Consider the following 26,059-nt stretch of genomic DNA (forward strand, 5'->3'; position numbering starts at 1 on the left):
CGGATCGTCTACTTCAAAACCAAATACTTCAGCATCATCCGCGGCGGGATGACCGTCGTGGCCGCGGGTCGTCGGCGGGGACGTCGAGGGGGCCGCCCGTCGCGATGAGCGAGGTCAGTGCCTCCACCAGCACGTCGCGTTGCGCGGCCGGGAGCGCGCCCAGGACCTCGTCGTAGAGCCCCCGGACCACCGCGGCCGCCTTCTCGAAGAGACGGGAGCCCTCGGCGGTGGTCACCACCACCCGCGCCCGCCGGTCGTTCGGGTGCGGCTCGCGTCGGGCGAGACCGGCGGTCTGCAGGGCGTCCAGCGTGACCACCATCGTGGTCTTGTCGAGCAGGGCCGCCTCGGCGATCTGGCCCTGGGTCAGGGTGCCGCTGTCGGCCTTCCCGAGGACGCAGTACTGGCGCGCCGTGAGGTCCAGGTCCCCGAGCGCGCGGGCCAGGCGGGCCTGGATCCCCTCGTGCGCCGCGCCGAACAGCAGGCCGAGGTCGGGCTCGAGGTCCATGCAACCACGGTAGACGTTCCGTCGCGGGAACATCCCGTTCCGGACGAAGATGGGGGATCCCTACTCCGACCGGACGGGTGCGCTGGGTCACCCGTCGTGGCAGCCTCGCCGCTATGAGCGGCGAGTACCGGCAGGCCTACGAACGCAGCATGACCGACCCCGAGGGCTTCTGGCGCGAGGCCGCATCGCTCATCGACTGGTCCACCGAGCCGGAGACGATCGTCGACGCCTCGGCGCTGCCCTTCTCCCGCTGGTTCGTCGGCGGCGAGCTGAACACCTGCCACAACGCGCTGGACCGTCACGTCGACGCCGGCCGCGGCGACCAGGTCGCGCTGATCCACGACTCGCCCGTCACCGACGACCGGCAGCGGTTCACCTACGCCGAGCTGCGCGACCTCGTCGCCCGGTTCGCCGGCGTCCTCCGCTCGGCCGGCGTCGGCAAGGGCGACCGGGTGATCATCTACATGCCGATGGTCCCGCAGGCCGCGATCGCGATGCTGGCCTGCGCCCGCCTCGGCGCGGTGCACAGCGTCGTGTTCGGCGGCTTCGCCGCCCGCGAGCTCGCGGTGCGGATCGACGACGCGAAGCCGTCCGCGATCGTCTCCGCGTCCTGCGGCATCGAGGGCAAGCGGGTCGTCGAGTACAAGCCCCTGCTGGACAAGGCGATCGAGCTCGCCGAGCACGACCCGGGCCGCTCGATCGTGCTCCAGCGCCCCCAGTACACCGCGTCGATGACCGACCGCGACCTCGACTGGGACGCCGCGATGCGCGACGCCGAGCCCACCGAGTGCGTCCCCGTCGCGGCCACCGACCCCCTCTACGTCCTCTACACCTCGGGCACCACCGGCAAGCCCAAGGGCGTGCAGCGCGACAACGGCGGGCACGCGGTCGCCCTGCGGTGGTCCATGGAGGCGATCTACGACGTCGGGCCGGGCGAGGTCATGTTCACGGCCTCCGACGTCGGGTGGGTCGTCGGCCACTCCTACATCGTCTACGCGCCGCTGCTGACCGGGGCGACGACGGTGCTCTACGAGGGCAAGCCGATCGGCACCCCCGACGCGGGGGCCTTCTGGCGGGTCATCCAGGACCACGGGGTCAAGGCGCTGTTCACCGCGCCCACGGCGTTCCGCGGCATCAAGAAGGAGGACCCCGAGGCGGCCCTGCTCGCCGACTACGACATCTCCTCGCTGCAGACCCTGTTCCTCGCCGGCGAGCGGCTGGACCCGGAGACGTGGACGTGGGCCTCGGAGAAGCTCGGCGTCCCCGTCGTCGACCACTGGTGGCAGACCGAGACGGGCTGGCCGATCGCTGCGAACCTGCGCGGGCTCGAGCCGATGGAGCTCAAGGCGGGCTCGCCCTCGGTCCCGGTGCCCGGGTACCAGGTGGACATCCTGGACGTCGACGGATCGGTGCTCCCGCGCGGCGAGGAGGGGGCCATCGTCATCAAGCTCCCGATGCCGCCCGGGTGCCTGCAGACCCTCTGGGACGACGACGAGCGCTTCCGCGAGTCGTACATGTCCCGCTACGAGGGCTACTACCTCACCGGCGACGGCGGGTACGTCGACGACGACGGCTACGTCTTCGTCATGGGCCGCACCGACGACGTCATCAACGTGGCCGGCCACCGCCTCTCGACCGGGTCGATGGAGGAGGTCCTCGCGGGCCACCCCGACGTCGCCGAGTGCGCGGTCATCGGGGTGCACGACGCGATGAAGGGCCAGGTGCCGCGCGGCTTCGTCGTGCTCAAGGCGGGCGTGACCCGCGGCGAGGACGAGATCGCGCCCGAACTCGTCGCCCTGGTGCGCAGCGAGGTCGGCGCGGTGGCGTCGTTCAAGAACGTCGCGGTCGTGCCCGCGCTGCCCAAGACCCGCTCCGGCAAGGTGCTGCGCAAGACGATGCGGCAGATCGCCGACGGCCAGGACGCCATGGTCCCGTCGACGATCGACGACGCCACGGTGCTCGACACCCTGCGCCCGGTACTGCAGAAGGGCCCGCAGAACAGCTGACCCGTGTCGAGCGAAGGGCCCCTCCGGTCGATCTACTCGATCGGAGGGGCCCTTCGCTCGAACGGGGGGTGGGGGCTAGTCCGCGCGCCCGAGGCCGTCGGTCGGGAGCTTGGCGCCGCCGTAGCCGATGTAGTTGCCGGAGGAGTTCCGCAGTCCGCCGTCCGCGACCGCGTCCAGGCCGTGGTTGGCGATCATCGTGCGGACCCCGGCGGTGATGTTGGCGACCGGGTCGTAGATGCCCTTGTCGGCCAGCGACGGGAGCACCGCGTTGCGGAACGTGGTGTCGATGAGCTGCATGAGCCCCTTCGACGGCGTGCCCGCGGCGGCGTTGGAGTCCCAGTCGTTGATCGCGTCCGGGTTCCCCGTCGACTCCCGCATGATGATCTGCTTGATGCCCGGCGCGAGCTTCTGCGGCAGGCCCATCAGGCCGAGGGCCTTGGCGATCTGGCCGTTGAGGCTGTCGTCGTTCCCGGCCGAGTAGGGCCGCCCGAACTCGACCGGCCCGTTCTCGCGGGCGACGGTCATGGCCTTCTGGAGGTCGTCCGGGCCGCTGTCGGCGCTCTTCGCGGCCTCGGCGAGCTCCGAGGTCGACATCGCGACGGTGGTGACGTCGCTGATGGCGGTCGTCGCGCTCGCCGCCGGGTGCGCCGTGGGGCCCTGCTGGGCGGCGAGGGCCATCTGCGCGGCGGAGAGCTGCGCGGTGCCCGGGTCGGCGTCCGCCGTGTGCGTGGTGTCCAGCATCTGCACGGCCGGCACCACGGCGCCGGCGGCGACCGCCGCGACGAGGATCTTGCCGGACGTGGCACTGGAGAGGGCGCGCGGGGGACGGGGCCGGGCGGGAGCGGCGGGCGGGTTCCAGACCGTCGCCCGGGAGGTCATCGGACGCAGCGGCGCGGGTGCGGCGAAGGCGGGGGTGTAACCGCCGACGGGGCGGGTAGCCCGTAGTCCACCGGGTGGTGTCCCGTGTCTCGCCACGTGTCGTCGCCCTTCGCCGCAGGGAATCGCACGACGAGGCCGCTGGGGAGCGTGGCGCCGGCGTGGCGCCGTGACCTCGTCGTGATCCGGACCGGCGGAACATAGCGCGGACGGCGGGTACCGCGAGGGCGGGGTGCCGCTTCTCGGACCTCCCGACGGCGGGTGTGTCCGGAAACGTGTCCGACGAACGCCTCTCGTCGACCGATCGAGGATGGCGCGTCGCGTCGACCGGCACGCGGACCCCGGGTGAGCGGTCGATCCGGGAGTCCGTCGAGCGGGCCGACGGGCGGGCGGCCGACGAGCGGCGGCCGGGAACCTTCCGGCGCCCGGATCCGACGTCCTGCCGTGGTCGGGCGCGTCCGGGCGTGTCCGGGCGGCGTTCGGCCCAGGTCTCTCAGTCGGCGCTCAGGCCCAGGAGGTCCGCGAGCGCGTCGAGGGCACGGTCGCCCTCCGCCCGCGCGGCGGCCGAGACGGTGCCGAGGCCGAAGTAGCCGTGCACGAGGCCCTCCCCCCGCAGGAGGCGGACCGGCACCCCCGCCGTGGCCATCGCCTCCGCGTGCGCGAGGCCCTCGTCGCGCAGCGGGTCGAACTCCGCGGTCGCGACGACCGCGGGCGCGAGGTCCGTGAGCTCGCCGAGCCGGGCCGCCTCCCCGAGGTTCACCGACGGGTCCCCGTGCGCGGCGGGATGGGGGACGTAGCGCGCGTAGAACCAGCGCATGTCACCCGCCGTCAGGAAGGGGCCGTCGGCGTTGGACACGACACTCTCCGAGGACATCGTCGGGTCGAGGCCCGGGTAGAGCAGGAGCTGGCCCTCCAGGCGCGGCCCCCAGTCGCGGGCGAGCAGCGCGAGGCCCGCGGCGAGCCCGGCGCCCGCGGAGTCGCCCCCGACGACGAGGCGTCCGCCGACGTGCGTGGCGGCCCACCGCAGCGCGGCGTGCGCGTCCTGCAGCGGCGCCGGGTGCGGGTGCTCCGGGGCGAGCCGGTAGTCGACCGACACCACCCGGGCCCGCAGGTGCCGGCAGACCCGCCGCGCGGAGGCGTCCGCGGTGTCCAGGTCGCCGAGCACCCACCCGCCGCCGTGCAGCCAGAGGACCGTGACGCCGCTCGGGTCGTCGGGCTCGTAGACCCGGACGACGACGTCGGTGTCGGTCGTCGGGTCGGTGAGGACGTCGTCGTGCACCGAGGCGACCGGCAGGTCCTGCGAACCCCGGCGGATCAGCGCGAGGTCGCGGTAGCTGCGCCGGGCCTCCTCCGGCGTCTCCCGGGTCATCGGCAGCCAGCCGTCGGCCGCCAGCTTCGCGACGGCGGCGGCGAGCTCGGGGTCCAGCACGCTCACGGTGTGATCTCCTCGGGGTGCGTCAGGAGGCGGGCGTAGTTGCGCACCGACCGCTGGTAGCGGGGCAGGTGGTCGGCGAGGGCGGTGAGGGCGAGCGCGACCCCGTCCAGGGCGCGGCCGGTGTCCGCGTAGGCGAGCGCGAGGAACGCGCGGACGGCGTCGTCGAGCTCGCCGCGGACGGCCAGCTCCGGCTCGAGGAGGGCGACGGCCTCGTCCGGACGACCCAGGGCGCGCAGGGAGCTGGCGAGCTGGATGACGGCGCGGCGGTGGCGGTAGGGGTCGAGCCCGGCCGCGAGCGCCTCCCGGTAGAGCGGGACGGCCTCCGCGGTCAGCCCCGTGGAGTCCCGGACGCCGGCCCGTTCGAACGCGCTCTCGCCCGCCGGGAGGTGGGCGACCAGCTCGTCCAGTGCGTCCCGCGCGGCGGCCTCGCCGTCCCGGGCCACCCGGTCGTCGAACTCCGCCCAGAACCGGTCGAGCGCCGCGTGTGCCTCCACGCCCGTGACCCTGGCACGAACGACGACGGCCCGCCGTCGCGATGACGAGCGGGCCGCTGACCTGCGAGAACCTTCGTGGAGCGAGTGACGGGAATCGAACCCGCGTTCTCAGCTTGGGAAGCTGATGTTCTACCATTGAACTACACTCGCCTGCTGCGCCCGTCACGATACACGGACCGCGCGCGCCGACGATCAGGGACCCCGCAGCCACGAACGGCCCACGCGGACCGCAACGACATCGATGTAACTCACTCGCATCACGGTGCGGTCTCGGGGCGATCGCGGCCGAAACGGTGACACTGCGTCGATCCGATTGCGCCCAAGCGGTATTGATGGAGCACTCGTCTGTCGTCGGGACACGAAGTGGTGTGTGCTGTCTCCCGAGGATGTCGGGATGATCGGCGGGGAGGTGCCATGACTCTCGGTGAGCACGCACGGGAGGACCTCGGCGCGGAAGTCCCCGAACTGCTGGTGATCGTCGGGTCGGTCGCCGACGCGCAGGCCCTGGGTCCGCTGGGCCGTCCGGGTCAGGACGTCGAGGGCGAGCCGGTCCGGCCCGTGCTCGTCGCCACCGGCCCCGACCCGCTGGAGGTGGACGCGGCCCTCGACGACCTCGGCGCGCCGGCCGGTCGCCTGCTGCTGCTCGACGGGCCGAGCGCGACGTGGGCCGAGGAGGCCGCGCGCCTCGTGGTCCGTCTGGACGCGCTGATCGCGGGCGAGCCTCCCGCCGGGGTCGTCGTCCGGGGCGGTACCGAGGCCGCGCTGGCCGCGGCACGCAGCGCGGTGAACGCCGGCATTCCGCTCCTGCACCTCTCCGCGGAGCCGGACGACGCCCGCTCTGCCGTCACGGCGGCCGTCGTGGCCGAACTCGCGGCGTGGCAGACGTCGCCGGCGGGCGGGCTGCCCTACCCCTCCGAGCTCGACCTGGTGGTGCACCGGAGGCTCACGCCGGCCGCCGCGAGGCCCCGGCACTCGGGCGACCAGACCGTCGTCCGGATGCCGTCCGGCCGGGGCTCGCGCTCGCTCTCCGCCTGAGGGTGTTCCTCAGGACTCATTACGCCGAACGGCCGGTCCTATTGGGCCGAGCAGACGGATCTCCGCTGCGCTCACCGTGAGACGCCGACGAAAGCTGTGTCCAGTACCCAGGAACGGCTAACGTCATGCCGCCGGTGGGGGATGTCCCGGTGAGAACGAGTTCGTCTCTCCGGGGGACGGGCGTCCCGCGGAGGATCGGGCCGGGAGGGTGGGGCGGTGAGGCGAGCACCGAGGTTGACGACGGAGGTCGCACGCCTCGGCGTCACGGTGTCCGTCGCCGCGCTCGTGATCGTCCTCCTCGTGGTGTTCCGCGCGCTCTACAGCGCCGCCGTCACCGCACCGGCGGCGGACCGGCTGCAGGCCGGGTTGCTCGCCGTCGAGGACTCCCACCAGGCGATGCTCGCGATGGACTCCTCCCTGCGGGGCTACCTCGCGACCGGCGACCCGTTCTTCGCCGACGAGGCCACCAAGGCCAGCCCCGAACTGGCCGTGGCCAACGGGCAGATGATCAACCAGCTCGAGGAGCCGGCGCTGCGGCAGAGCGTGCTCCAGCTCGTCGTGGCCCAGCAGCGCTGGCGCACCGAGTGGGCCGAGCGGGCCCGCCAGGTCCCGCCGCCCGGCGGCGTGGAGGCCTTCCTGCTGCAGGGCAAGGCCATCTTCGACAACTACCAGGGCCGCAAGGACGACACCCGCGCCGCCACGCTGGCCGCGATCGAGGACAACCAGCAGGCGGCCCTGCGCATGCAGTGGGGGATCGCGGCCGTCCTCGTGCTGGTCGGCCTCGGCACCCTTGCCGTCGCGCTGCGTGGTCGGCGTCGGCTGGAGCGGCACGTCGTCGCGCCGGTCGACGGCCTGCTCGCCTCGGTCCGTGGGATCTCCGAGGGGCGTCTCCATCCGCCGGAGCCGGTCGCGGGCTCCGCCGAACTGGTCGCCCTGCGTGACGGTCTCGCGGACATGACCGTGGCCCTGCGCCACCAGCGCGAGGAGTCGCTGGCCCAGGCCGAGCGCCTGCAGGCCCAGACCGACCGGCTGCGCACCATCCTCATCATGACGCGCGAGATCGCGGGCTCGCTGAACACCCGGTACGTCGTCGACTCGACCGTGCAGGCGGCCGTCGCCGTGACCGACGGCCGGGTGCTGCTCTGGCTGCTCGACGAGGACGGCAGCGGCCTGGAGCTCGCGTACGACTCGGAGCGCGGGGCCATCCCGCCGCTGGAGCGGCAGTGCAGCCTCGGGGTCGGCGTGGTCGGACGCTCGGCGCGCTACGGCCAGATCTCGCGAGGGGACCCCGACACCGACGACGAGGCCGCCGTGGCGGTCCCGCTCGTGGTCGGCGCGCGCGTGATCGGCGTGCTCGAGTGCTTCGACGGCACCGAGGGCGAGGTGGACGGGCAGTCCCTGTCCGCGGTCGAGATGCTGGCCACCCTGGCGGGTTCGGCGATCGAGGCCAGCCGCCTGCACGCGGCCACGGAGCGGCTCTCGCAGTTCGACCCGCTCACCCAGCTCGCGAACCGGCGCCGGCTCGGCGCCGACCTGGACACCGCGGTGGCGAACGCGAAGCGGCACGGTCACCCGATGTCGGTGATCATGCTCGACCTGGACCACTTCAAGGAGCTGAACGACCGCTACGGCCACCAGCAGGGCGACGTCGTGCTCCAGGAGGTCGCGAGCACGCTGCGCGCCTCGATGCGCGACGGCGAGACCGCCTACCGCTACGGCGGCGAGGAGTTCGCCATCCTCGTGACCCAGGGCGGGCCCGACGACGCCGCCGCGCTCGCCGAGCGCCTGCGCGAGCGGGTCGAGGCGGACTTCAAGCGCGGCGGGCGTCAGCTCGTCACGGCGTCGTTCGGGATCGCGACGCTGCCCGAGCACGCGGGCGACGGCGAGGGCCTCGTCTCCGAGGCCGACCGGGCGCTCTACTCGGCGAAGAACTCCGGCCGGAACCGGGTGCACCGGGCGGGGCAGCTCGTGGGTTAGATGGTCGCGTGGCGAGCATCGAGGACCTGATGTGGACGAACCTGCTCGAGGTGTTCGGCGAGCGGGACCCCGACCGGCGGGCCGCCGCCATCGCCCGGACCTACGCGTCCGACGTCGTCTTCGCCGACCCGGAGGAGTCGCTGACCGGCCACGAGGCGCTCCGGGCGAAGGCGCAGTCGCTGCTCGACCAGGCGCCCGGCTTCGTCTTCGCGGCGGACGGCGCGGTCCACGTCGTCGACGACCTGGGCCACCTGAGCTGGACCTTCGGCCCGGACGGCGGCGAGCCGGTGGTCCGTGGCACCGACATCGCGCTGGTCCGCGACGGCGTGATCGCCCGGCTCTACACGTTCCTGCGCTAGAGCCCGCGGCGGAAGTTCACGTACGAGCGCGACGGGGTCGGCCCGCGCTGGTCCTGGTAGCGCGAGCCGTAGACCGGCGAGCCGTAGGGGTGCTCCGACGGCGACGACAGCCGGAACAGGCACAGTTGCCCGACCTTCATGCCCGGCCACAGCCGGATCGGCAGATTCGCGACGTTCGACAGTTCCAGCGTCACGTGGCCGGAGAATCCGGGGTCGATGAATCCGGCGGTGGAGTGGGTCAGCAGGCCCAGACGGCCGAGACTCGATTTACCTTCTAATCGCCCTGCAATGTCATCAGGTAACGAGATGACCTCGTACGTCGAGCCGAGGACGAACTCCCCGGGGTGCAGGACGAACGCCTCGTCCGCGGCCGGCTCGACCATGCGCGTCAGGTCGTCCTGCTGCAGCGCCGGGTCGATGTGGGTGTAGGCGTGGTTGTTGAACGTGCGGAAGTGCCGGTCCAGGCGCAGGTCCACGCTCGAGGGCTGCAGCAGCGTCTCGTCGAACGGGTCGAGCGCGACGCGTCCGGCGGCGATCTCGGCGCGGATGTCGCGGTCGGAGAGCAGCACCGCCGCACTCTATCGGCGTAACCCGACCCACCCGTCGTCGGGAACAGCAAGATCTCGAAGAGCCGAGCGGAGTGGGGCGGGGACCGATCGGTCCGCTCTGCTCGTCGGGATCTTCGCCAGGCCGCGGACGAGCGAAGGGGCCCTCCGGTCGACCTATTCGACCGAAGGGCCCCTTCGCTCAACCGGCGGGGAGCGCGGAGAGCTACTCCGCCGGGTTCTGCACGTTCGCCGAGGTGGCGGTGGTCGCCGGGTCGGACTCGCCCGGCTGGTCGCCGTCCGCCGGCTGACCGCGCTTCACCGCGGCCAGCAGCATCTGCGAGACGTCCATGACCTCGGTGCCGACCGCCTTGGCCTCGCTCTGGCGCTCGGTGAGGCCGTCGGTGAGCATCACGCGGCAGAACGGGCAGCCGGTGGCGATGGTGTCGGGCTCGGTGGAGATGGCCTCGTCGACGCGCTCCATGTTGATGCGCTTGCCGATGTTCTCCTCCATCCACATGCGCGCACCACCGGCACCGCAGCACAGCGCCCGGTCGGCGTGGCGCGGCATCTCCTTGAGCACCGCGCCCGCGGCCTCCACCAGCTCGCGCGGCGGGGTGTAGACCTCGTTGTGCCGACCCAGGTAGCAGGGGTCGTGGTAGGTCACCGTCTTCGGGCCCGCGTGGCCGTTGGACGACCCGTTGGTCGAGACGACCTCCGAGGCCGGCGCCGCCTGGTCCTCCGGGTGGCCGTTCGACGAGTGCCCGTTCGCGGTGATCAGCCCGCGCTCGGTGCCGTCGGCGTGCGGGCCGTGGTACTGCAGGTTCGTCGCCGGGTTGACGTCCAGCTTCGCCTGCGGCACCGGGGAGGACTCCGGCGCGACCGGGATCAGCTTCTTCTCCCGGACCAGCTGGTTGAGCAGCTGGGTGTGGTGGACGACCTCGTAGTGGCCGTCGAGCTGCGGGTACTCGCGCCCGAGGGTGTTCATGCAGTGCGGGCAGGTGGTGACGATCTTGCGCGTGCCCGGCTCGCGGCCCTCGAAGACCGTGTCCAGCATCTCCTTGGTCTGCATCGCCATCATCTGGAAGAGGAACTCGTTGCCCGAGCGCCGCGCCGGGTCACCGGTGCAGCTCTCCTCCTTGCCGAGCACCACGTAGTCGACGCCCGCGATGTGCAGCAGCTCCGCGGTGGCGCGCACCGTCTTCTTGGCGTTGTCGTCGAACGCGCCGGCGCAGCCGATGAAGAAGAGGTACTCGGTCTCGGGGGACAGCTCGCCGTCGAACTCCGGGACCTCGAACGGCAGGTCCTTCGCCCAGTCCATGCGGGCGGAGTTGTTCTGGCCCCAGGGGTTGCCCTTGTTCTCCAGGTTGCGGAACAGCACGCCGAGCTCGCCGGGGAACTCGGACTCGATCATCACCTGGTTGCGGCGCATGTCGACGATGTGGTCGACGTGCTCGATGTCGACGGGGCACTGCTCGACGCAGGCGCCGCAGGTGGTGCAGGACCAGAGGACCTCGGGGTCGATGACGCCGAGCTGCTGGGCCGTGCCCACCAGCGGGCGCGCGGCCTGGATGTCGTCGGTGCCGGTGTGGCGCTCGTAGCCGGACTCCGGCACGCCGTGACCGCCGTGCTCGTTCTTCGCGAGCCCCGCGTCCCAGTCGATCCCGCCCTCGTCGGGCATGTCCTTGCCGCCGATCATGTACGGCGCCTTCGCGAGCATGTGGTCGCGGAGGTCCATGATCAGCAGCTTCGGCGACAGCGGCTTGCCGGTGTTCCACGCGGGGCACTGCGACTGGCAGCGTCCGCACTCGGTGCACGTCTCGAAGTCGAGCATGCCCTTCCACGTGAAGTCCTCGATCTTGCCGCGACCGAAGGACGCCTCCTCGGGCGGGTCCTCGAAGTCGATCGGCTTGCCGTCGTACTCGATCGGCTGCAGCGGGCCGAGGGCCTTGGGCAGGCGCTTCGCCGCGACGTTGATCGGCGCGATGAAGATGTGGAGGTGCTTGGAGTAGAGCACCTGCACGAGGAAGACCAGGGCGACCCCGATGTGCAGCAGCAGGAAGATCGTCTCGAGGACGAACAACGTCGTCGGGGAGAGGCTCGTGAAGAGCTGGCCGACGGCGATCGAGACGTACGCCCCGGACTCGTAGGGCAGGTTCCCCGCCGCGGACGACACGCCGCGGAAGGCGAACAGCGTCCAGACGACGTTGAAGATCAGGAAGAGCACGATCCAGGCGCCGGAGGTGTGCGAGCCGTAGAAGCGCGACGAGCGCTCCTTGCGCTCCGGGTCCTGCTGCACGCGCATGATCCCGAACGTGATGATCGAGAGCAGCACCATCACGGCGATGAAGTCCTGGAGGAAGCCCAGGATCGGCGAGCGCCCGATCAGCGGGATGTGGAAGTCCTCGACGAACAGCGCGCCGTAGGCCTCGATGTAGACCGTCAGCAGGATGACGAAGCCCCACATCGTGAACAGGTGGGCCAGACCGGGGATCGACCAGCGGAGCAGCTTGCGCTGGCCGGCGACCTCCACGATCTGGGTGCCCAGCCGGGCGCCGAGGCCCTCGGAGCGCTTCGCGTCGGGCTGCCCGGACCTGATGAGGGTGAACAGCCAGTACGCGCGGCGGGCGGCGATCACCCCCACGGCGACCGTCAGGGCGAGGCCCAGGATCAATCGGACGAGCACTGTTCGACCTCCCAGCGGACCTCTGCGCTCACCGGCAGCGGTCGTGAACCGTCAGGCGGGCCCTCGCGCGAGATGTGGTGGACGCGGCGTGGACCCGGAGCACGGCGACTGTAACGGCTGGTCCCGGCTCCCGTCCGCGTGAGAGGGGTGACGTGCTACTCATCGGTAACCGACGGCGGCGTCGTCACTCTCCGGAGGACCGGTGGCGACACGGAGGACGGACGACCCCGTGCGCCTCCCCCCGTTGCCGGTACGGGCGCGCCACGATGGGCTAGGCCGTCCGGGGAAGGCACCGACCCCCACGGCGCAGTGTGCGTGCGGCGGCGCCCTGACCGGGGGTACCGACCCGCTCGCGCGACGTGTTTACTCAACCGGTCGAGAGACCGGCCGAGCGCCTGACGATCGCGACCTGTCCGGGAGGACCACCCGCCATGAGCCTCACGACCCTGGGAGCGCACGCCCTCGACGCCCAGATCATGGCCCAGGGGCTGGGGACGAACGGGCTGCAGGGCTGGATTCGTGACAACATCGTGCCGCTCCTGCTGCTCGGCATCGCCGTGATCATGCTGTGGATCGGTGGTCGGGGGGACAACGCGGGAGTCGCGCGCCGTGGGGTCGGCCTGCTCGTGGGCCTGGTGGCCCTGGGGATCGCGGTCTCCGGCAACGGCCCGGCGGTCGGGCAGTTCCTGGCGCAGCTGATCACGGGGTGACGCGGGTGCAGATCCGCACCGACGACGACGTGTACCGCGTCGACGCCGTCTGGCTCGGCCCTCCGCGGGCGACCTTCCCGTGGCGGGCGCGGTACTCCAGTTACGGCGTCGGCCTGATCGTGATGATCGTCGTGATGTTCGTGCAGCGACGCCTCGGGATCCCGATCGGCTTCTTCTCGATCGCCTGGGCGCTGCTGATCACGGTCGTCGTCGTCCGGTTCGTCAGCAAGCGGATCAACGAGGACCGCCCGCTGCTCGAGTGGCTGACCCTCTTCTGGCACGAGGTGCGCGGCCCGCGGCGGCGCACCCGGGGCGCCGGGAGCACGGTGGGCACCGGGCACGTCGCGATCGAGCCCGCCCGGCCCCGCGCGGCACTGCCACCCGGCCGCCACGACCCGCACGCCGAGATGGCCGTGCGCGAGGACGGCCCCCGGACGAGCGCGCCGGGCAGGGAGCGTCCGCGGCGGCGCCCGAAGCGGTCGTGGACGACGCGCGCCGGGGGGACCGGCGCCCGCCGCGGCGTGCCCACCGGTGCGACGCGCGGCACCGCTCCGGACACCGATCCGGACGGTGTCCTGCGCGTCCGGGCCCGCCGCGCCGACCGCCCCTCGCGCGGGACCGCCGCGTCCTCGGGGGCGGCCCGCCGCTACGGTCCGGGCGCGACGGGTGGATCGGTGCGGAACGAGGAGGGCGACGGTGTTGCGCCGGGGAGGTCCTGACGGCGGGCGGGGTCGCCGCTCGCCCTGGCCCGAGCCCCGGGACTCCCCCGCCGCCGCGACCGACGCCGGGTGGGGCACGTTCCCGGGCGGCTTCCCCGCCGCGCCGGCCGAGGTCGTGCCGGTGGACCGCCCCGCGCCGCCCGACGACTCCGACGACCGCGACGACACCGGCCCCGAGCCGCGCGACGCCGGGCCGGAGCCCGCCGATCGTCGCGCCGACGAGCCCGTCGACGCGCCCGCGGGCGGTGGGCTCCGCCGTCCGCGCCGGGCCCGCCGCGGCCGTGCCCTCGCCGGGGCCTCGTCGGCGCCCGGCTACCGGTCCGCGATCGCGCTGCGCTCCATCGACGGCAACATCGCGCGCACCGGCTCGACGGTCACCGCGTGGTACCGGCTGGCCGCGCAGCCCTGGAGCTTCCGGTCGGACCCGCAGCGCGAGTCCCTCATCCGCCGCATCGCCAACCAGCTCGGGGAGCTGCAGGGACGGTGGGTCCACCTGCGGGTGACCAGCCGGCCGTTCCCGGTCGCGCGGTGGGCCGAGGCGTTCGACCACAACTCCCCCGGCCGGCTCCCGGACGTCCCCGACGGGCTGTCCTGGGAGGACTTCGTCACCGGCGAGCAGGAACACCTCATGGGCCTGTCGATGGCCGACAAGGAGGTGTTCCTCGGGGTCGAGGTCTCGGGGCGCTCGGTGGTCGACCGGTGGCTGGAGACGGCCGCCCCGGTGCTGCACAAGGTGCTGCCGAGCGCGGCGGACGCCGAGCTCACCGCCCTCGAGACCGAGATCGCGCACGTCGACGCGCTCGTCGGCGGTCCCGGGCTGGACGGGACGCCGTGCACCGCCGAGGACATGGCCTGGCTGATGCACCGGTCCTGCGCGCTCGGCCTGCCCGCGCCGCAGCACGTGAACGCCGAGGCCGGCGCGGTGTGGGAGAGCGAGGACCTCGCCGCCTTCACCGACGGCGTCGCGATGCACCAGGAGCCCTACGCCCCGACGGTGCAGGTCGAGGGGCGGCAGGGGCTGCACCCGGTGTCCCGGCACGTCGCCGTGCTCTCGGTCGGGCTGATGGACTCGTTGCGCATCCCCGAGGCCGACGACCCGTGGATGCAGCGCTCGGACCGCCTCCCCTTCCCGGTGGAGTGGTCGGCCCGGATCTACGTCCGGCGTCCCGAGGAGGTGTCCGGGGAGCTGCAGCGCCAGATGGGCAAGGTGCGCAGCCAGATCCGGCACTACACGCACGACCACGACCTCGACCCGCCGATGTCGCTGGAGCGCCAGGCCGACCGGGTGCTGCAGATCGAGGACGAGCTCTCCGGCGGACTGACGCAGCTGAACACCCGGGTCTACGGCTGGTGGCGGGTCGCCGTGGCCGGCCGCGACGAGTCCGAGGCGCTCACCCGCGCCCAGCAGCTGCTCGACCTCTACCGCCCGCGGGTCGCCCTCGAGCACCCGGAGGCGCAGTACGCGTACGCCCGCGAGTTCATCCCGGGGGAACCGCTGGCGTCGACCGCCTACCGGCGGCGCGGCTCGGTGACGTGGGTGGCGGCCGGCGTGCCCGCGGCCTCGGCCAGCGTGGGCGACCGGCGCGGGGTGCTGCTCGGGGAGACGTGCACCGCGACCCGTCGTCCGGTCGCGTGGGACCCGTGGATGGCGCAGGAGGTCCGGCGGGCCTCGGGCCTGACGGCGGTCGTCGGCGGGCTGGGCTCGGGCAAGTCGTTCCTGACGGGGCTGATGGTCTACAAGACCCTGCGCGCCGGGGCCCGGTGGACGGTGCTGGACCCGTCCGGCCCGCTGGCGGCCCTGACCCGGCTGCCCGAGCTGGCCCCGTTCTCGCGGCACATCCACCTGCTCGGGGCCGACCCCGGCATCCTCAACCCGTACCGCGTCGTCGCCGAGCCGCGTCGCGAGCACTTCCTCGACGAGGACGACCCGGAGAAGGCCTGGCGCCGGGAGCGGTCCCTGGCCGCCGCGACCCGCCGTCGTCTGGTGCTCGACGTCCTCACCGGGTTGCTCCCCTACGACGTGGCCCGCCTGCCGCACACCCGGATCGTGCTGCTGCGCGCGGTGCGCGAGGTCGGCGGCGGGCAGCACCGCGACCCGGGCCAGGTCATCGCGACGCTGCGCCGCCACGCCCGGGAGGGCGAGGAGCACGCCGACGTCGTCGCGGACTTCCTCGAGGAGCGCCGCGAGCTGCCGCAGGCCGCGCTGCTCTTCCCGGAGCGCACGCACGACCCGGAGGACCCGCGAGGCCCGAGCAACGAACCGAGCGGACCGGACGACCCCTCCGTGCTGGACGAGGACTACCGGCTCACGGTCCTGACGATGCAGGGGATGTCGCTGCCGCGGCCCGGCAGCCCGCGCGAGGAGTGGACCGACGGCGAGTCGCTCGCCGTCGAGCTGCTCAACCTCGCGTCCTGGCTCACGCAGCGGACCGTCTACACCGCCGACCGCGACCTGCGGAAGGGCGTCGCCCTCGACGAGACGCACTTCCTGTCCCAGATCCCCACCGGCAAGGTGCTGATCGACCGGCTCGCGCGCGACTCCCGCAAGTTCAACGTCCGCGCGCTGTTCGCCTCGCAGCTCGCCGGCGACCTGCTGCGGGTGCCCGGCTTCGCGTCGCTGGTCGACGCGGTGTTCGTCGGGCGCACCGACGACGCCGAGGCCCAGGCCGAGGCGCTGCGGCTGCTGCGGGTGCCCACCGACGTCGGCTACGAGGAGATGCTCGGCACCCTGTCGCCGCGCCCGACCGCGTCCCAGCAGGACGACCGTCCCGACGACACCCCGCGCCAGTTCGTCTTCTCCGACGGTCACGGCGGCGTGGAGAAGATCCGGGTCGACCTCGAGGGCGCGCACCTGGAGCACCTGCGCGGGGCGCTGGACACCAACCCGGACGCGCAGCGCGCCCACCTGCCTCCGGCGCCGGCCGGTCCGGCGCCCCGGACGCCGGCCGCGCGGACCTCCGCGGAGGACCGGCCGGCCCCGCCGGAACCCCCGGCGGAGTCGGACGTCGACGACGGCGTCCCGGCCGCCCGCGCCCCGGGGTGGGGTGGCGACGGGTGATCCTCCTCATCGGCATCGTGGCGGCGGCGCTGGTGATCGGATGGCGACGGGCCCGGCGCGCCGGCGACGACCCGTTCCTGACGACGGGTGGTGCCCGGACGACGCTCGCCCGTCGCCCCCGGCTGCGGGCGCTGCTCGTCGTCGGCTCGCTCGTCGCGGGACTGGTGGCGATCGGCGGGACGGCCACCGCGCAGGCGTTCGACTGCAAGGCGCCCCCGGACCCGGACCGCCCCGGCACGGGCCTCGTCGGCTCGCTCGACCCCGCACCGATCGGCGTGGGCGTGCCGGGCAGCGTCTACGACGAGGTGGGCTACGCGGGCCAGGTCTGGTGGACCTACGACCTGGGCTGCGGCCCGGGCGGCGCCCGCGACCCCGCGGCGGCGACCGACACCTGGCTGGGCAACCAGGTCTTCAACGTCGCGAAGCTCGTCGTCGGCGGCGTGAACTGGGCGCACTACCTCATCGCCCGCGGGTCCAGCCTGCTCACGCCGCTCGACCAGGTCATCCAGACCGGCACGCGGGCGATGTACGAGGCGGTCTTCACGACGTGGGTCGGGATCGCGCTGGCGGCGCTGGCGGCGATCCTGCTGCTGCTCGCGATGCGCGGGGAGCTCTCCCAGCAGGCGCGGCGCGGCTTCGTCGCGGTCCTCGCGCTGGGCCTCGCGGCCGCGGCCTACGCGGCGCCGATCCAGTGGTCGCGCGCGCTCGACGGCGTGCTGCTCGACGGGGTCACCGCGATGCAGCAGGGGTTCCTGCGCCAGGTCGGGGTGGGCGACCAGAACACCCTGCCGACGGTGCTGTCCGACCAGATCGTGTACTCGAACTGGCTGCGCGGGGAGTTCGGCTCGGCCGACGTCCCGCAGGCCCGCGACCTCGGGCGCCCGCTGCTGGACGCGCAGACGTTCTCCAAGGTCGAGGTCGCCACGGGGCAGGACGGCCAGGCGCAGGCGGACGCGAAGAAGCAGCAGTTCACCGACGTCGCGAACCGGGTCGGCGACCGGTACTCCTACTTCCAGGGCCGCTCCGGCTCGCGGGTGGGTGCCGGGGTGCTCGCGCTGGTGCAGGCGGCGTGCATCGGCCTGTTCCAGCTGATGAGCAAGGTGCTGATCCTGGTCTCGATGCTGATGATCCGGCTGCTGGTGATGGTGGCGCCGGCGCTGGCCGTCGTCGCGCTGCTGCGCCCGGAGGTGCTGCCCGCGATGCTGCGGGTGGGCGGGGCCGCGCTGGTCAACACGCTGCTCGTCGGTGCCCTGGCCGGGCTGCACTCGCTGCTGGTGATCTCGCTCTTCCGGCCCGGCTCCGGGGTGGACACGTGGCTCGCGCTGCTGGTCACCGGGGTCGTCACGGTGATCCTCTGGGCGGTGTCGCGGCCGTTCCGGCGCCTGACCTCGATGGTGTCCCTGACCCGGGAGCAGGTGAGCGGGGTGCTGCCCGCGAGCGGGTCCGGCGCGATCGGCCGGGCGCTGGGGCGGCTCGGCGGCCCGGGCGGGCGCGAGGACTCCTGGTGGGGCGAGCGGGTCGAGCGGCGGTCGGGAGCCGGGCGCATCCGTCCGGAGGAGACCGACCCCGTCACCGACCGGGCGACCCGCACGCGCACGGTCCACGTCGATTCCGAGGTGGTGCGCCCGGACCCCTCGACCGCCGCCGCGCCGCGCCGCGAGATCGACGCCGCCCGCCCGGCCCTGCCGTCCGGCCCACCGCGCGTCGTCGAGGTCGACGGGGCGCCGTCGCAGCGCATCTACCGGCCGTCCGCGCGGCGCGGGACGGAGCGTGCGGGCGGGCCGGTCGTGGAGGGCCGGGTGCTCGAGAGCCGCATCACCCCCGAGACCCGCGGCGACGGGGGGTAGCCCACCGTGCCGATCCGCACCCGGCGCGGCCGGTCGGGCGCCTACCGGGCGCTCTGGGAGTGGCCGCTGCACAGCCCGGCCCGCCTCGTCCTGGTGGTCGCGGTCCTCGCGCTGCTGGTCGCCGGGGTCACCGCGCTCTCCGGGTGGCTGACGCCGCGGTCGGCGACGACGGGCGGGGCGCTCGGCCCGGTGCCCGAGGCGCCGACCGTGACGGCCGTGCCCCCGGCGCCGGTGCCCCCGCCGGAGCTCACCCCGACGACGCTGCCGCTCTCCGCGGCACCGCAGGCCGCGCTCGGGGTCGCCCAGCGCTGGACCGCCGCGTGGGTGGACCACCCGGCCGGGACCACCGCGGCGCAGTGGAGCGAGCGGCTGCGGCCCTACACCACCGACGAGTACCTCCCGAGTCTCGCGGACGTGGACCCCGCCAACGTGCCGGGCTCGCGGGTGACGGGTCCGCCGCGCGCGGTCGAGGTGCGCCCGGACTCGGTGCGCGTCGAGGTCCCCACGGACGGCGTCACGCTCCAGCTGCTGCTCGTGCAGGTCTCCTCCGGGGACTGGCGGGTGTCCGGGTACGACCGGGCGGGCTGAGATGACCACCCTCCTGCGTCCCCCCGACCAGGGCGGCCCGCCCCGGCTGCCGCGCCTGCCGTCACGCCTGCGCTTCCTGCGCCTGCTCATCCCCGTGGGCGTGCTCGCGCTCGGCCTCGTCGTCGTGCTGATGATGGGGCTGCTCGTCGTCGGGCAGTTCACCGGCGGCGGCGACCCGGAGGCGGCCGGGACCTGCGACGCGGGCGCGGGCCGGGCGGCGGTCGGGGTGCCGCGCACCGGCGCGGACCTGAACCAGACGCAGCGGGACACCGCGGGGACGATCATCGGGGTCGCGAAGGGGATGGACGCGCCGCCGCGGGCGTGGGTGGTCGCCCTCGCCACGGCGATGCAGGAGTCCCGGATGGGGCTCGCCGGGATCGACGTGGCCGTCGACCACGACTCCCTCGGCGTCTTCCAGCAACGTCCCAGCCAGGGGTGGGGCAGCCCCGACGAGGTCCGCGACCCCGTCTACGCCACCCGCACCTTCCTCACCCGCCTCCTCGCGGTGCCCGGGTGGGCCGACCTGCCGGTGACGCGGGCCGCGCAGATCGTCCAGCGCTCCGCTTTCCCGAACGCCTACGCCAAGTGGGAGCCGCTCGCCGCCTCGCTGGTGGGCGACCTGTCCGGCGTCCAGGGCGCGATCCGGCCGTGCACCGAGGGTCCGGCCGCCGGTGTCGCCACCACGCTGCCCCCGGGGGTGGCGCGGACCGCGATCGACTTCGCCGTCCGGGAGACCGGCAAGCCGTACGTCTGGGGTGCGACCGGGCCGTCGAGCTACGACTGCTCCGGGTTGATGTTGCGCGCCTTCCAGTCCGCGGGCATCGTCCTGCCGCGCGTCTCGCGGGACCAGTACGGCGCCGGCGCCCACGTCCCGGTCGACCAGTCGCAGCCGGGTGACCTGCTGTTCTGGGCCTACGACACGTCCGACCCGGACTCGATCCACCACGTCGCGCTCTACCTCGGCGACGGGAAGATGATGGAGGCCCAGCAGACCGGGGTACCGCTGGGAGTGCGCTCCGTGTCGTGGTCGGAGAAGGGCCTGGTCCGCCTGGCCACCCGCCCCGGCACGGCGCCCCCGGAGGCGACCTGAGCCGACCGGGAACAAGTCCACGAACCGGTTCGTTGGCACCGGTGAGAGCAAGTTGAGCGCCTCACACTCACCCCCGGGTCGCCCCCGAGGGCCGGGCTCGGTAGAGTTGAGCGCGACGGGCTCACGGACACCCCACGTACTCCCGGAAGGAGTCATCACCCATGGCGCGAGCGGTCGGCATCGACCTCGGCACCACCAACTCCGTGGTCGCGGTCCTGGAGGGCGGCGAGCCCACGGTCATCGCCAACTCCGAGGGCAGCCGGACCACCCCGTCGGTGGTCGCCTTCGCCCGCAACGGCGACGTCCTCGTCGGGCAGTCGGCCAAGAACCAGGCCGTGACCAACGTCGATCGCACGATCCGGTCGGTCAAGCGGCACATGGGCACCGACTGGACCACCGAGATCGACGGCAAGAAGTACACCGCGCAGGAGATCAGCGCCCGCACGCTGATGAAGCTCAAGCGCGACGCCGAGTCCTACCTCGGCGAGGAGGTCACCGACGCGGTGATCACCGTCCCCGCCTACTTCGAGGACGCGCAGCGCCAGGCCACCAAGGAGGCCGGGCAGATCGCGGGCCTCAACGTGCTGCGGATCGTGAACGAGCCGACCGCGGCCGCCCTCGCCTACGGGCTGGAGAAGGGCTCGGACGAGCAGACCATCCTCGTCTTCGACCTCGGTGGTGGCACGTTCGACGTGTCGCTGCTCGACATCGGCGACGGCGTCGTCGAGGTCCGCGCCACCAACGGTGACAACAACCTCGGTGGCGACGACTGGGACGAGAAGATCATCAGCTGGCTCGTCGACCGGTTCAAGAGCTCGCAGGGCATCGACCTCTCGAAGGACAAGATGGCCATGCAGCGGCTCCGTGAGGCCGCCGAGAAGGCCAAGATCGAGCTGTCGAGCTCGTCCTCGACCAGCATCAACCTGCCCTACATCACGGTCGACGCCGAGAAGAACCCGCTGTTCCTCGACGAGACGCTGTCGCGCTCGGAGTTCCAGCGGATCACCTCCGACCTGCTCGAGCGCTGCCGCAAGCCGTTCAACCAGGTCGTGAAGGACGCCGGCATCTCCGTCGGGCAGATCAGCCACGTGGTCATGGTCGGCGGATCGACGCGCATGCCCGCCGTCACCGAGCTGGTCAAGGAGCTCACCGGCGGCAAGGACCCCAACAAGGGCGTCAACCCGGACGAGGTCGTCGCCGTCGGCGCCACGCTGCAGGCCGGCGTGCTGCGCGGCGACGTCAAGGACGTCCTGCTGCTCGACGTCACGCCGCTGTCCCTCGGCATCGAGACCAAGGGCGGCGTCATGACCAAGCTGATCGAGAAGAACACCACGATCCCCACCAAGAAGTCCGAGGTCTTCACGACGGCGGAGAACAACCAGCCGTCCGTCCAGATCCAGGTCTTCCAGGGCGAGCGCGAGATCGCGGCCTACAACAAGAAGCTCGGCATGTTCGAGCTGACCGGGCTGCCCCCGGCCCCGCAGGGCGTGCCGCAGATCGAGGTCACGTTCGACATCGACGCCAACGGCATCGTCAACGTCTCCGCGGTCGACAAGGGCACCGGCAAGTCGCAGGCCATGACCATCACCGGCGGGTCGGCCCTGTCCAAGGAGGAGATCGACCGCATGGTCTCCGACGCCGAGGCACACGCCGACGAGGACCGGCAGCGCCGCGAGGCCGCCGAGACCCGCAACCAGGCCGAGTCGCTGGTCCACCAGACCGAGAAGGTCCTCGAGGAGAGCGGCGACAAGGTCCCGTCCGAGACGAAGGACAAGGTCCAGGGCTCGCTCGACGACCTGAAGAAGGCCCTGCAGGACGACGACACCGAGGCGATCAAGTCCGCGGTGGAGAAGCTCGCCACCGACTCGCAGGAGCTCGGCCAGGCCATCTACGCGCAGGGCCAGCAGGACGGCGCGGCGGGTGCGGCCGGCGGCGCCGCGGGCGCCGGTGCCGCGGACGGCTCGGCCGACGACGACGTCGTCGACGCCGAGATCGTCGACGACGACAAGAAGTAGTCCCGACCGACGGGTGTCGTGGCCCGGCCCTCGTGGCCGGGCCACGACCGCGTGACGAGCCTCCGGGAGGAGATCATCGTGCAGGACCCGACGGACGTCCGCGAGGACGTGTCGGTGGAGGACCACCAGGAGCAGTTCGGGGTCGGACCCGACGGACCCGGCGGTGACCCCGTCGTGTCGGGCGGAGGCGTCGAGGGCGTCGTCGAGGGCGTCGTCGAGGGCGTCGAGGTCCCGGACGCGGCCGTGGGCGGCACGCCCACCTCGGCCGAGGCCGGCACCGACGAGACCCCCGGGTCGACCGACCCGGAGCTCGGCCGGCTGCGCACCGACCTCGAGGAGCGCACCGAGGACCTCAAGCGGATCTCAGCGGAGTACGCCAACTACCGCCGCCGCGTGGAGCGGGACCGCGAGGCCACCGTGAACGGCGCGAAGGCCCAGGTGGCCGGGGAGCTGCTCACGGTGCTCGACGACGTCGAGCGCGCACGGCAGCACGGCGACCTGAACGGCGCCTTCAAGGTGGTCGCCGACCGGCTCACCGAGACGCTGAACCGCGCCGGACTCGCCGGCTTCGGCGAGGTCGGCGACGCGTTCGACCCCGCGGTGCACGAGGCCGTCGCCCACGGCACCTCCGCCGAGGTCGACGGCCCCACCGTCACCACGGTGATGCGCCGGGGCTACCGGTTCGGCGACAAGGTGCTGCGGGCCGCCATGGTCGAGGTCACCGACCACGACCCGGACGCGGTCGCGGCGACGACGAACGGGACCGGCGGTTCCGAGACCGCCTGAGGATGCAGGAGAGTAGGGACGTCCCGGTCGACGCCGGGTTCACGGGAGGAGGGATGTGCCGATGAGCAATCGCGACTGGCTCGAGAAGGACTTCTACCGTGAGCTCGGCGTCGCCAAGGACGCGTCGGCCGACGAGATCAAGAAGGCCTACCGCAAGATCGCGCGGGAGAACCACCCCGACGCCAAGCCCGGCGACACGAAGGCCGAGGCGAAGTTCAAGGCGGCCGGCGAGGCCTACGGCGTGCTGTCCGACGCCACCAAGCGCCAGGAGTACGACGAGGCCCGCACGCTGTTCTCCGGGGGCCGTTTCGGCGGCTTCGGTGGCGGTGGTCGCTCCTCCGGCGGCGGCCAGGCCGGCGGGTTCGAGGACCTGTTCGGCGGAGCCACCCGTGGCGGGGGAGGCGGCGCCGGCGGCCTGGGCGACCTCCTCGGCGGCATCTTCGGCGGCATGGGAGGCATGGGTGGCACCGCCACCGACCCCACCGGCGGCGCGGGTGCCCCCGGGGGCATGGGCGGCTTCGGCGGCGGGGTGCCCCGCCAGCGCCGGGGCGCCGACGTCGAGACCGAGGTCCGCATCGACTTCGGCGAGGCCGTCAACGGCGCGACCCTGCCGCTGCGGCTCACCTCGCCGATGACGTGCGGGACCTGCGACGGGTCCGGCGCGAAGCCCGGCACCACCCCGCGCACCTGCGTGCGCTGCGGCGGCGCGGGCCTGGTGTCCCGCAGCCAAGGTGCCTTCGCGTTCAGCGAGCCCTGCCCGGACTGCCGCGGCACCGGTCACCTGGTCGACGACCCGTGCCCGGAGTGCGGCGGTGACGGCGTCAGTTCGCGGCCCCGCACCCTGACCATCCGCATCCCGGCGGGCGTCGAGGACGGCCAGCGGATCCGGCTCGCCGGCAAGGGCCAGCCCGGCCCCAGCGGCGGCCCCGCGGGCGACCTCTACGTCATCGTCCACGTCGCGGCCGACGCCGTGTTCGGACGCTCGTCGAAGAACCCCGACGACCTCACCCTCGGGCTGCCCGTGACCTACCCCGAGCTGGTGCGGGGCGCGACCGTGACGGTGCCGACGATCGAGGGCCGCATCTCGCTGAAGGTCCCGGCCGGCAGCTCGGCCGGGCGCACCCTGCGGGTGCGCGGCCGCGGGGTGAAGCGGAAGGACCGCACGGGGGACCTGCTCGTCACCCTCGAGCTCGCGGTGCCGTCCCGACTGTCCGCCGAGGCGAGCGACGCGCTCGACGCCTACGCGAAGGCGACCGCCGACCACGACCCGCGGGCCCACCTCACCGAGCGGGCCGACCGGGCCCACGCGGACAAGGAAGCGGCGTCATGACCGCGGGGGACACGGGGCCCGACGGCACCCGTCGTGCCCCGCGCGCCGAGTCGGCGATCCCCGGGCTGCCGCCCTGGGCCGACGAGGACACCCCGGTCTTCGTCATCTCCATCGCCGCGGAGTTCTCGGGCATGCACGCGCAGACGCTGCGGTCCTACGACCGCATCGGGCTCGTGAGTCCGGGCCGCGCCAGTGGTGGCGGGCGGCGGTACTCGGTGCGCGACATCGCCCTGCTGCGCGAGGTACAGCGGCTCTCCCAGGAGGAGGGCGTCAACCTCGCCGGCATCAAACGGATCATCGAGCTGGAGCGCGAGGTCGACCAGCTCACCGACCGGCTCGCCGAGGTCACCGACGAGCTCGCGCGCAGCCGGTCCCGGCTGCAGGCGCTGACCGACCAGGCCGGTCGCAGCGGCGAGCTGCTGCCCGCGGTGCGGACGCAGTCGGTCGTCGTGTGGCAGCCGGCCCGCCGGCGGCGGCAGGGCCCGGAGGAACCGGGCCGGGAGTGAGCCGGCTCAGGACCCGTCGTCGGTGAAGGGGTCGTAGTGGATGCGGTCCAGCGGCGTGCCGTCGACCAGCAGGGCGGCCGTGGTCGCCCGGGTCATCGCGGGCGAGCCGGCCACCACGACGTCGTGCTCCAGCCACGGGCCGGAGCGCGCGACGGCGTCCACGACGCTGCCCGGGGCGAGCTCGGTGTCGAGCGGGTCGGACTCGCAGACCCCCACGACGGCGAGCCACGGCTCGCCCACCGCGAGGTCGGCGAAGCGGTCCAACGTGTGCAGGTCCTCGGGGGTCCGTCCGCCGACCATCACGGTCGTGGGGCGCACGTCGACGCCCGCCGCGGCCTGGCCGACCAGGTCCTCGCACAGGGCCAGGGCCACCGAGGCGCCGGTGCCGCCGGCGACGACGAGCAGCTCCCGCTCGGCGCCCGGGTCGACCACGGTCCCGCCCTCGGCCGGGCCGATGCGCCAGCGCTCGCCGCAGCGGCTGTGCGCGACCAGCGACCGGCTGACCCACCCGCCGTCGACGGCGCGCACGTGGAACTCCAGGCGGCCGTCGGCGCGCGGCGCGCCGGCCGGCGTGAGGTGCCGCCACAGGCGCGGGCGCTGCGGGATCTCGACGGTCACCGACTGCCCGGCCCGGAACGGCACGGCGACGTCGGGTTCGACCTCGACGACCGCGAGGTCCCAGCTCAACCGGCGGTGCGACACGACCGTCGCCCCGACGACGCCGGGCAGCGCCGCGGCGGCCTCCCGCGCCGGGGCGGCGGCCAGCGAGAAGGCGCGCACCCAGGCGTCGTCCGCGCCCGGGGCCCACAGGTCCCCGGCGAACTCACGGACCGCGCCGATCAGGGCGACGCCGAGGGCCTCGTCGGCGGCCTCGTCGAGGTCGAGGGCCCGCAGCTCCCGGGCGAGCGCCCCGGCCGCCACCGGGAGCTCCCCGGGGCGGTCGACCGCGGACATCGCGGTGACCGTGGTCCGGAGCAGGCGCCGGGCGGCGGGGTCGGCCTGGGTGGGGAAGTGTTCCCGCAGGCGCGGCGCGAGACTGAACAGCAGGGCGCCGAACCAGTGGGCGAGGTCGGCCTCGCAGTCCGCGACGCGCGACCAGACCGCGCGGACGGCCTCGCCCGCGCGCACGACGACGAGGTCGACGGCGGGGGCCGCGGGCTCCTGGGCCGGGAGCGGAGTGGCCGGGAGCGGTGTGGTCGGGGGCGGCACCGTGACCGGGGTGGCCAGGGCCGTGGTCGGCGGGGCGTCGGCGGGCGAGGCATCCGCGGGCGGGGCGTCGGTGGTCGCGGCGGGGAGGACGGTCGTGGCCGCCGACGGCGCACCCGGCCGCGTCGCGGTGGGCACCAGCCGGAGCATGCGGGCGGGCCGATCGGCCGACGGGCGGGGTCGGGGACGCGGCCGATCGGCCGCCGTCCCGCCGTCCGCGGCCGTGCGACCGCCGCGCTCGACTGGGCCGATCGGCTCGGCTGGTTCCGCCGACATGCCGACTCCC

The 26,059-nt window shown here is 73.6% G+C and carries 21 protein-coding genes and 1 tRNA gene; 14 read left to right on the plus strand and 8 right to left on the minus strand.

Going from position 1 to position 26,059, the window contains the following annotated elements:
• Window positions 1–34: 34 nt before the first annotated feature.
• Window positions 35–505: a MarR family winged helix-turn-helix transcriptional regulator gene (locus tag QRT03_RS03615; RefSeq protein ID WP_286051126.1), complete on the minus strand. Its 471-nt coding sequence runs from the start codon at window positions 503–505 to the stop codon at window positions 35–37.
• Window positions 506–618: 113 nt separating this feature from the next.
• On the opposite strand from QRT03_RS03615, the gene QRT03_RS03620 reads away from it, so the two are divergent.
• Complete coding sequence (locus tag QRT03_RS03620; RefSeq protein WP_286051127.1) at window positions 619–2,511, plus strand: propionyl-CoA synthetase; 1,893 nt, start codon at window positions 619–621, stop codon at window positions 2,509–2,511.
• Window positions 2,512–2,586: 75 nt separating this feature from the next.
• Here QRT03_RS03620 and QRT03_RS03625 read toward each other — a convergent pair whose 3' ends face one another.
• From QRT03_RS03625 to QRT03_RS03640, 4 genes are all read right to left on the minus strand, one after another.
• Complete coding sequence (locus QRT03_RS03625; protein ID WP_286051128.1) at window positions 2,587–3,390, minus strand: transglycosylase SLT domain-containing protein; 804 nt, start codon at window positions 3,388–3,390, stop codon at window positions 2,587–2,589.
• Between the two features lie 490 nt (window positions 3,391–3,880).
• On the minus strand, window positions 3,881–4,822 hold the full coding sequence (locus QRT03_RS03630; RefSeq protein ID WP_286051130.1) for an alpha/beta hydrolase: 942 nt from the start codon (window positions 4,820–4,822) through the stop codon (window positions 3,881–3,883).
• Window positions 4,819–5,316 carry a tetratricopeptide repeat protein gene (locus QRT03_RS03635; RefSeq protein WP_286051131.1) on the minus strand — a complete coding sequence of 166 codons (498 nt, stop codon included), beginning with the start codon at window positions 5,314–5,316 and terminating at the stop codon, window positions 4,819–4,821. The genes QRT03_RS03630 and QRT03_RS03635 overlap by 4 nt, the downstream gene beginning before the upstream one ends.
• Window positions 5,317–5,392: 76 nt before the next feature.
• Window positions 5,393–5,466 (minus strand) — tRNA-Gly (locus tag QRT03_RS03640).
• A gap of 264 nt (window positions 5,467–5,730) precedes the next feature.
• On the opposite strand from QRT03_RS03640, the gene QRT03_RS03645 reads away from it, so the two are divergent.
• The 3 genes from QRT03_RS03645 to QRT03_RS03655 all read left to right on the plus strand — a co-directional run bounded on the left by QRT03_RS03645 (window position 5,731) and on the right by QRT03_RS03655 (window position 8,687).
• On the plus strand, window positions 5,731–6,351 hold the full coding sequence (locus QRT03_RS03645; protein ID WP_286051132.1) for a glycosyltransferase family protein: 621 nt from the start codon (window positions 5,731–5,733) through the stop codon (window positions 6,349–6,351).
• Between the two features lie 234 nt (window positions 6,352–6,585).
• Complete coding sequence (locus tag QRT03_RS03650; protein WP_286051133.1) at window positions 6,586–8,328, plus strand: GGDEF domain-containing protein; 1,743 nt, start codon at window positions 6,586–6,588, stop codon at window positions 8,326–8,328.
• Window positions 8,329–8,336: 8 nt separating this feature from the next.
• Entirely contained in the window at window positions 8,337–8,687 is a 351-nt protein-coding gene (locus tag QRT03_RS03655; RefSeq protein WP_286051134.1) for a nuclear transport factor 2 family protein, read from the plus strand.
• Here QRT03_RS03655 and dcd read toward each other — a convergent pair.
• Window positions 8,684–9,256 carry a dCTP deaminase gene (dcd, locus tag QRT03_RS03660; RefSeq protein WP_286051135.1) on the minus strand — a complete coding sequence of 191 codons (573 nt, stop codon included), beginning with the start codon at window positions 9,254–9,256 and terminating at the stop codon, window positions 8,684–8,686. The two genes, QRT03_RS03655 and dcd, sit on opposite strands and share 4 nt — an antisense overlap.
• 202 nt (window positions 9,257–9,458) lie before the next feature.
• Window positions 9,459–11,918, minus strand: coding sequence for a heterodisulfide reductase-related iron-sulfur binding cluster (locus QRT03_RS03665; protein WP_286051136.1), 2,460 nt, complete (start codon window positions 11,916–11,918; stop codon window positions 9,459–9,461).
• 431 nt (window positions 11,919–12,349) lie between these two features.
• Here QRT03_RS03665 and QRT03_RS03670 point away from each other — a divergent pair, with 431 nt between their 5' ends.
• The 10 genes from QRT03_RS03670 (at window position 12,350) to QRT03_RS03715 (ending at window position 24,567) form a co-directional block, all read left to right on the plus strand.
• Entirely contained in the window at window positions 12,350–12,628 is a 279-nt protein-coding gene (locus tag QRT03_RS03670) for a hypothetical protein (protein ID WP_286051137.1), read from the plus strand.
• 5 nt (window positions 12,629–12,633) lie between these two features.
• Window positions 12,634–13,347 (plus strand): hypothetical protein, encoded by a 714-nt coding sequence (locus tag QRT03_RS03675; RefSeq protein WP_286051138.1) that lies wholly within the window; start codon window positions 12,634–12,636, stop codon window positions 13,345–13,347.
• A complete protein-coding gene (locus tag QRT03_RS03680) occupies window positions 13,328–16,405 on the plus strand; it encodes an ATP-binding protein (RefSeq protein ID WP_286052040.1) in 3,078 nt (1,025 codons plus the stop codon). Before QRT03_RS03675 ends, QRT03_RS03680 begins: the two co-directional genes overlap by 20 nt.
• Complete coding sequence (locus tag QRT03_RS03685; RefSeq protein WP_286051140.1) at window positions 16,402–18,252, plus strand: hypothetical protein; 1,851 nt, start codon at window positions 16,402–16,404, stop codon at window positions 18,250–18,252. The genes QRT03_RS03680 and QRT03_RS03685 overlap by 4 nt, the downstream gene beginning before the upstream one ends.
• 6 nt (window positions 18,253–18,258) lie before the next feature.
• Window positions 18,259–18,840, plus strand: a complete 582-nt coding sequence (locus tag QRT03_RS03690) for a hypothetical protein (protein ID WP_286051141.1) — start codon at window positions 18,259–18,261, stop codon at window positions 18,838–18,840.
• A gap of 130 nt (window positions 18,841–18,970) precedes the next feature.
• On the plus strand, window positions 18,971–19,930 hold the full coding sequence (locus QRT03_RS03695) for a C40 family peptidase (protein ID WP_425604797.1): 960 nt from the start codon (window positions 18,971–18,973) through the stop codon (window positions 19,928–19,930).
• Between the two features lie 161 nt (window positions 19,931–20,091).
• Entirely contained in the window at window positions 20,092–21,945 is a 1,854-nt protein-coding gene (dnaK, locus tag QRT03_RS03700) for a molecular chaperone DnaK (protein ID WP_286051143.1), read from the plus strand.
• Between the two features lie 78 nt (window positions 21,946–22,023).
• Window positions 22,024–22,731, plus strand: a complete 708-nt coding sequence (gene grpE / locus QRT03_RS03705; protein ID WP_286051144.1) for a nucleotide exchange factor GrpE — start codon at window positions 22,024–22,026, stop codon at window positions 22,729–22,731.
• Between the two features lie 61 nt (window positions 22,732–22,792).
• Window positions 22,793–24,061, plus strand: coding sequence for a DnaJ C-terminal domain-containing protein (locus QRT03_RS03710; protein ID WP_286051146.1), 1,269 nt, complete (start codon window positions 22,793–22,795; stop codon window positions 24,059–24,061).
• Complete coding sequence (locus QRT03_RS03715) at window positions 24,058–24,567, plus strand: heat shock protein transcriptional repressor HspR (RefSeq protein WP_286051147.1); 510 nt, start codon at window positions 24,058–24,060, stop codon at window positions 24,565–24,567. The genes QRT03_RS03710 and QRT03_RS03715 overlap by 4 nt, the downstream gene beginning before the upstream one ends.
• 6 nt (window positions 24,568–24,573) lie before the next feature.
• On the opposite strand, the gene QRT03_RS03720 is transcribed toward QRT03_RS03715, so the two are convergent.
• The gene (locus QRT03_RS03720) at window positions 24,574–25,911 is read right to left on the minus strand and encodes an FAD-binding oxidoreductase (RefSeq protein WP_286051148.1); all 1,338 of its coding nucleotides are present in this window, start codon (window positions 25,909–25,911) and stop codon (window positions 24,574–24,576) included.
• Window positions 25,912–26,059: the final 148 nt, after the last annotated feature.

The sequence above is a fragment of the Actinomycetospora termitidis genome, from assembly GCF_030286555.1.
Taxonomy (GTDB): Bacteria; Actinomycetota; Actinomycetes; order Mycobacteriales; family Pseudonocardiaceae; genus Actinomycetospora; species Actinomycetospora termitidis.